The organism is Streptomyces sp. NPDC056486, from assembly GCF_042795295.1.
Taxonomy (GTDB): Bacteria; Actinomycetota; Actinomycetes; order Streptomycetales; family Streptomycetaceae; genus Streptomyces.
In genome coordinates this window covers 1-6,437 of sequence record NZ_JBHTSF010000103.1, presented here as the reverse complement: position 1 = coordinate 6,437, position 6,437 = coordinate 1, and the positions used below count along the sequence as shown (strand labels likewise).

Genomic DNA, 6,437 nt, shown 5'->3' with positions numbered 1-6,437 from the left:
CGCTGGATCAGGATGCCGTCGAAGACGTTGCCGTAGAGCTTCTTGAGCTCGGTGGTGTTGTAGCGCACCTGCAGCGTGCCGTTCTCCAGCACCTTCGTCTCGAGCACCTTCGGCAGCGACTTCGCCGGGCCGAACGGGATGGACGCGTTACCCGCCTTGATCGTGACGTTGGCGGACATGGCGGGCTTCGCGAAGCGCGTCATGAACTTGTCGACCTCGGCGTTCGCGACGGTCGGCTTGCGCGTGGTGGTGGGCACCTGGACCGTGCCCGCGCTACCGGTCGCGACCTGCTTCTCGTACGCCTGCGAGACGGCCTTCGTCGACGCGGCGACGTCGATGCCCTTGCCCTCCTTGCCGTACACGGGGACGGCCTTGCCGGGCACGAACTGGACCGAGCCCTCCTTGGCCGAGCCCGAGCCGCCCGCGGCGCGCTCCAGGGCGGCCGCCAGCTTCTCCTCGTCCACGGGCATGACCGGCTCGGCGACGCGCTCGCCGCCGAAGAGCGATCCGATCACCGATACGGGGTTGTAGTCACTGCCCGCCGCCTCGCGGACGGTGGCCTGGCTGTCCAGGGTCAGGCCCGACTGGTCCGGCCTGAGCGTGACCGCTTCGCCGTCGACCGACAGCTTCAGGGGCTTGGTGACGCGCTGGCCGATCGCCTCGTCGAGCTTCTTGACGGCCTCGTCGCGCGTGCCGCCGCCGATGTCGACGCCGAGCACGGTGGTGCCCTTCGGCACGTCGGCGTGGTTCATCAACAGACCGGCGCCGTAAGCCCCGCAGGCCACGACGACCACGAGGACGCCCACGAGAACGAGCTTGTTGCGCCCCTTCTTCTTGGCCGGTGCCGCGGCGACGGGCACGTTCGGCTGCACCGGCTCGGGGAGCTTGGGCGGGGTGTGCGGCACGGGTCCGTCGGTCTGCGGGCCCCCGGGGAACGGCGAGTTCTGTGCGGGCGGTACGACGGGGATGCCGCTGGTCAGGGTGTCGCCGGAGACGTTGGTGCCGGGTGAGGGCGCGCTCGGGCCGCCGGGGATGGAGCCGGGGCCGCCGTGCACCGGGCCCGCCTTCTGCGGGGTGAGGATGGCGGTGTCGTCGCCCATGGCGGGCGTGCTGGGGCCCACGCCCGCGCCCGAACGGGCGGCGGGGTTGGCCGGGTTGGGGCGCTTGCCCGGGTTGCCGGGACTGCCGGGGTTGCCCGGAGCGCCCGGACCGCCCGAGTTCGGCGGAGCCATCGGGTTCGCCCGGCCTGCCGGGTTGGCCTGGTTCGCCGGGTCGGAAGGGTTGGCGCGGCTCGACGGGTTGGCGGGGTTCGGCGCCATCGGCCCTTCACCGGTGACCGGTCCGCCGGTCGGGCCCGAAGGACCGCGGCCACCGTCACCCCCGGGGCCCGCGGCGCCTCCGGAGAAGTACGGCAGGTCTCCGCGCTGAGGGTCGCCGCCCTGCGGCGCTCCCGAGCCGAGCGGGCCCGATGCCACAGCGCCGGACACGTCGAAGGAGCCCGTACCGGAGCCGCCCGCTCCCGAACCCGCGGACGGGCCGGCGGACGAACCGGTGGACGGACCAGCGGCCCCGGACAAGCCGTTCCCGCCGATGGTGCCGCCGGAGCTCTTGCGCGGCGCGAACCAGTCGCTCGTCTTCTCCTCCGGCGCTGCGGCAGGGGACGAGGGACCGGCGGCGGCAGGCCCGGCGGGCGCGGAGCCCGAACCGGACATCCCGGCGGAACCGGGACCTCCGGCGCCGTTCGCGGACCCCGGACGCCCCGCGCCGTCCCCGGCGTCGGATGCGTCCGCCGCGCGGCCCGCGTCCTGCGGACGCGGCGCGTTCACGTCGCTGCTCGCGACGGGCGTGCGCATGACGACCGGCGGGATGGGCCGCGACCCGGGGATGTTGATCCGGATGCGCGTGGTCAGCGTGGTCTCGGTCTTGGGCTCGTCGGGCCGCCCTTCGGCGGCCTGCTGCTGCGCGCCCTCCACGGCACCGTCCGACGCGGCGCCCTGCGCCGGGGAGCCGTACGGCGGCGTCCCCGAGGGGTAAGCGGCTCCACCGCGCCCCTGGGGCCCGGAGGACGAACTGTCAGTTTCACGACTCAAGGCAGGTTCTCCCGGTTGGCTCCGCCGCCCGTCTCGACCTCACTCGGGCGGCTCGGCGGCGCGCACCACCATACTGGCCGCCGTCGGCACTCATTCTGTGACCGCCGTCAAACCCGTGTGGGACACGGGTTGAAGTGGTACGTCACTTGCCAAGTCGGGCGGCGGGCCCGCCTGGTTGCGGCCGCAGACCGAGGGTGGCACACATCACAGCGACCGCCATTCCGCCGAGCAGGAAGGCGTACGAACCAAGCCCCGCGCCGAAGAGGAAGTCCCCCTCGGGCCGGCTGGCCGTGAGCAGTATGACGGCGACGAGCCAGCCCGCCGCCGGCGCCACCGCCCCCGCTCTGCCGCCGATGGCACGCGCCCCTCCGTGGAAGAGCCCGGCGGCCCCGAGGAGCGCGAGCAGCAACCCGGCCGGGAGCCAGCCCCCTTGGACGAGCGCGCCGGCCACACCGACGGCCGCACCCAGCACGAAGAGCCCCGCATAAGCGGCAAGACGGCCGAAATTGAGCGGCTGGGCGAGAGCGCTGCCTCCCGGCGGCGGAACCACGGAAGACGTCCCTCTGGATCCCCCGGACCTTGCGGATCCCGCAGACCCCCCGGACGATGTCGCACGCGAACGAGTACTCACAGCGCCGTCACCCCTTCGAGCCCCGCGCCGTCTTCGAGCCCCGCGAACAGATCCGTCTCACGCTCGCCGTCCACCGCACCGGCTTCTCCTCGCACCAACTCGTAGTACTCCACATCAAAGATCGGCTGCGCGAGCCCGTTCGACAGGACGAAGAGCGGACCCCGCACCTCGATCTGCGTGGCGTGCGCGCGCATCGCCGCCGCCTTCGCCTGCGCGAAGGCCGTCCCGTCGATCTCCGCCGTGATCCGTCCGTCGTCCGTCACACCGGGCACGTCCGCCACCACGCCGGGGGTCGTGAACGAAGAGTGCCGCAGGGCGCCCTCCATCCACCGGAACCGCTCTTCGACGACGGAGCGCGGCGCACGGTTCCAGTAGATCTTGCCGATGGTGTGCGGTTCGCCGAGATCCGCGCGGAAGGCTCCCTCGGCCGCGAGGTCCGCGGCGCGCATCGCGACCCGGTGGGCCTGGATGTGATCGGGGTGGCCGTATCCGCCGTCCGGGTCGTACGTCACGAGGACCTGGGGCCGCACCTCGCGGATCACCTCGACGAGGTCGGCCGCGGCGGCATCGAGATCGGCGGACCAGAAGGCGCCCGCCCGGTGGTTCTGCTCGATGCCCATCATCCCGGAGTCGCGGTAGCGTCCTGTGCCACCGAGGAACCGGTGGTCGGTGACGCCAAGCTCCTTCATCGCGGCGGCCAGCTCGCCGATGCGCTGCGGGCCGAGCACGTCCTCGCGGTCGGCCGTGAGATGGGCGAGCTCGGGCGGGATGACCTCGCCCTCCTCGCCGAGCGTGCAGGTCACCAACGTGACATGGGCGCCGTCGGCCACGTACTTGGCCATCGTCGCGCCATTGTTGATCGACTCGTCGTCGGGGTGCGCGTGCACGAGCAGCAGACGCCGGGCGGGCAGTTCCGTCATGGGACCACCCTACGAGCACCCCGCGCGACGATCAGAACGCGCTGCGAGCGGATCAGAACTTGATGTCGCCGATCATCCCCGCCACGTTGGTCGTCAGCTCGTTGATCGTCGGCGCGATGGAGGAGCTCGCCAGATAGAAGCCGAGCAAGACACAGACGATCATGTGGCCCGCCTTCAACCCTGACTTCTTGACCAGCAAGAAGACAATGATCGCCAGCAGCACCACCACCGAAATCGAGAGTGCCACGGCGGCTCACCTCCAAGTCCCAGACCCTGCACCAGTGCGGATGCCAGCAGGTACATACCCACTAAGCGCTACGGATCATAACTATCCGTGGGTCCGCATGACTCGGAGCACGGCAGCACAGGGGGGCGCATGCCCCATAGGCTCGGGGGATGACCACCGAGACGCCCGCGACCGCCGGGCACGCCGAGAGTCAGACGCAGCGGCTCTCCTTCCCCCGTCTGCACGCCCGCACGCAACGCTTCACTCTCGGTGCGCCCCGCGCGTTCACGGTGGCGCCGGACGGGTCCCGCGTCGCCTACCTGCGCTCTTCGTCCGGCACTGACCGGGCCAACCAACTCTGGGTCCTTGACCTCGAGGACGGCGCGGTCGAGCGTGTCGCGGCCGATCCCGGGACGCTGTTGAAGGGCGCCACCGAGCGCCTCTCTGCCGAGGAACGCGCCCGCCGTGAGCGCAGCCGCGAGGGCGGTGCGGGAATCGTGGGGTACGCGACGGACGCGGCGGTGGAACTCGCCGCCTTCACCCTCTCCGGGCGGCTCTTCGCGGCGGAACTGCGCGCGGGCACGGCACGCGAACTGCCCGCCCCCGCCCCGGTGATCGACCCGCGCCCCTCGCCCGACGGCCGCCACATCGCGTACGTCGCCGGGGGCGCCCTGCGGGTCACGGGCGCCGACGGGACGGGCGACCGTGCCCTTGCGGCGCCGGAGCCGGACTCCGTCGAGAAGGAGACCGTGACGTACGGCCTCGCGGAGTTCATCGCGGCCGAGGAGATGCAGCGTTCGCGGGGCTTCTGGTGGTCGCCCGAATCGGACCGCCTCCTTGTCGCACGCGCCGACGACGCTCCTGTGCGGCGCTGGTGGATCGCCGACCCCGCGCACCCCGAGACGGAGCCCACGCGGGTCGCGTACCCGGCGGCGGGCACGGCCAACGCGGACGTACGCCTCTTCGTCGTCGAGCTTGACGGCACGCGCACCGAGGTGATGTGGGACCGCGCCCGCTACCCGTATCTGGCGCGGGTGCACTGGTCGTCGGCCGGGGCGCCGCTGCTCCTCGTCCAGTCACGTGACCAGCTCAGCCAGCTCTATCTGGCGGTCGACCCGGACGACGGATCGACCCGCATGGTGCACGCGGAAGAAGATCCGCAGTGGCTCGAACTCTTCCCCGGCGCCCCCTCCTGGTCCCCCAGCGGAAGGCTGGTGCGGATCGTGGACGAGGGCGGCGCGCGCGTCCTGGCGGTGGGCGAACGCCCGTTGACGGGTCCGCAGTTGCACGTCCGCGCGGTGCTCGACGTGGCGGACGACGATGTCCTGATCTCGGCGTCGGCGGGCGAGGCCGCCGCGGCCCCCGAGACCGGCGAGGTGCACGTCTACCGCGTCAACGAACTGGGCGTCGAGCGCGTGTCCGCCGAACCCGGGGTGCACTCGGCGGTGCGCGCCGGCGGCCTCACGGTCCTCGTGTCGGCCACCCTTGACCAGCCGGGCTCCCGCGTCCAGGTACTGCGTGACGGCAAGCAGGTGGCTACCGTCGCCTCATACGCGCAGCATCCGGGGCTCACACCGCGCGTGACTCTCACCGAAGGGGGCGCACGCAAGATCCCGTGCGCCGTCCTGCTCCCCACGGACTACGAGGAGGGCTCGGGTCCACTGCCCGTACTCCTCGACCCGTACGGCGGCCCGCACGGCCAGCGGGTCGTCGCCGCCCACAATCCCTACCTCACGTCCCAGTGGTTCGCCGACCAGGGATTCGCGGTGATCGTCGCGGACGGCCGCGGCACTCCGGGACGCTCGCCCGCCTGGGAGAAGGAGATCCGGCGGGACTTCACCCTCACCCTGGACGACCAGGTGGACGCGCTCCAGGGCCTCGCCGCTTCCTTCCCCCTGGACCTCGACCGGGTCGCCATCCGGGGCTGGTCCTACGGCGGTTACCTCGCCGGGCTCGCGGTCCTTCGCCGCCCCGACGTCTTCCACGCGGGGGTGGCGGGGGCGCCGGTGACGGACTGGCAGCTGTACGACACGCACTACACGGAGCGGTACCTGGGGAACCCCGCTGAGGACCCTGCGCCGTACGCCCTGAGCTCCCTCGTCACCGAGGAGGGCCTCGTCTCGCCCGAGGTGCCGCACCGCCCTCTGATGATCGTGCACGGCCTCGCGGACGACAACGTGGTGGTGGCGCACGCGCTGCGCCTCTCCTCGGCGCTGCTTGCCGCGGGGCGCCCGCACGAGGTTCTCCCGCTCTCCGGGGTCACGCACATGACCCCGCAGGAACAGGTGGCGGAGAACCTGCTGCTGCTCCAGGTGGACTTCCTGAAGCGCTCGCTGAACCTGGTGTAGGCGCGGCAACCGGCCGGGGCGACATGGCAAACCCCGGCCGGTCTACGGCACCCGCACGGCCGTACGTTCTTCAGCGTGCCCTGTGCGTGTGGCGGGGCGGGGTCGGCCGGGTTGCCCGAATGTTTCTTTCCCCAAGCCCGCCCCAGGAATTTCAGCCCGTCCGGCGATTGAGGACATCTTGTACGGGGGTCCAGGGGGCAGAGCCCCCAGGTTTCGGGAAGG

5 protein-coding genes are annotated in these 6,437 nt (G+C 72.1%); 1 reads left to right on the top strand and 4 read right to left on the bottom strand.

Annotation, left to right across the window (positions count from 1 at the left end; genetic code table 11):
* From ACFQ7F_RS31340 to ACFQ7F_RS31325, 4 genes are all read right to left on the bottom strand, one after another.
* On the bottom strand, nt 1-2,090 hold a 2,090-nt coding region (locus ACFQ7F_RS31340; RefSeq protein WP_383277586.1), incomplete at its 3' end, for a hypothetical protein.
* 142 nt (nt 2,091-2,232) lie between these two features.
* Complete coding sequence (locus tag ACFQ7F_RS31335; RefSeq protein ID WP_383277583.1) at nt 2,233-2,640, bottom strand: DUF6113 family protein; 408 nt, start codon at nt 2,638-2,640, stop codon at nt 2,233-2,235.
* Between the two features lie 77 nt (nt 2,641-2,717).
* Nucleotides 2,718-3,641 (bottom strand): N-acetyl-1-D-myo-inositol-2-amino-2-deoxy-alpha-D-glucopyranoside deacetylase, encoded by a 924-nt coding sequence (gene mshB / locus ACFQ7F_RS31330; protein ID WP_383277580.1) that lies wholly within the window; start codon nt 3,639-3,641, stop codon nt 2,718-2,720.
* A 52-nt stretch (nt 3,642-3,693) separates the two neighbouring features.
* Nucleotides 3,694-3,888: a hypothetical protein gene (locus tag ACFQ7F_RS31325; RefSeq protein ID WP_190082113.1), complete on the bottom strand. Its 195-nt coding sequence runs from the start codon at nt 3,886-3,888 to the stop codon at nt 3,694-3,696.
* Nucleotides 3,889-4,037: 149 nt separating this feature from the next.
* On the opposite strand from ACFQ7F_RS31325, the gene ACFQ7F_RS31320 reads away from it, so the two are divergent.
* Nucleotides 4,038-6,215 carry a prolyl oligopeptidase family serine peptidase gene (locus tag ACFQ7F_RS31320; protein WP_383277577.1) on the top strand — a complete coding sequence of 726 codons (2,178 nt, stop codon included), beginning with the start codon at nt 4,038-4,040 and terminating at the stop codon, nt 6,213-6,215.
* Nucleotides 6,216-6,437: the final 222 nt, after the last annotated feature.